The 516-nt window shown below is 45.2% G+C and carries 1 protein-coding gene; it reads right to left on the bottom strand.

What is annotated here, in order from left to right; genetic code table 11:
* Window positions 1-45: 45 nt before the first annotated feature.
* Window positions 46-516: MFS transporter (locus ACS8FC_RS20945; protein ID WP_439298199.1), on the bottom strand; the 471-nt coding region annotated here is incomplete at its 5' end.

The following is a 516-nucleotide window of genomic DNA, read 5'->3' as shown; positions in this document are numbered from 1 at the left end:
ATGTATTGAGAGGTTGTATATTGAAAGGTTATATCTTGAATGGTTCTATGATGTTTGCAGGGCACGCTTATCACGCAGACCTGAATAGCGTGTCACCGCTAATGCCATTAAAGAGATGACAGCACCGATCCAAGCGGTGTCTTGCAGTGACATGTTTTCAACCACGCTACCACCGATGATTGAGCCCAATGCAATACCGATATTGAATGCAGCAATGTTCAACCCAGAGGCAACATCGACAGCGTTCGGCGTATACTTTTCAGCTTGTTTGACCACGTAGATTTGTAGGCCCGGTACATTACCGAAGGCAAAAGCACCCCATACCAAAATAGTCAGCACCGCGGCAATCTTGGATTGCATAGTAAAGGTGAACAGTAAAAGAATAATGCTTAAGGCGCTAAATATAATGCTAAGCGCACTAATAGGGCCGCGTTTATCTGCAAGTTTTCCGCCCCAGATATTACCGATCGCAACGGATACACCATATACGAGCATGATAAGACCAATGGCTGAAGG

The organism is Psychrobacter sp. 1Y4 (assembly GCF_051847555.1).
This window is presented reverse-complemented; position numbering and strand designations above follow the sequence as displayed.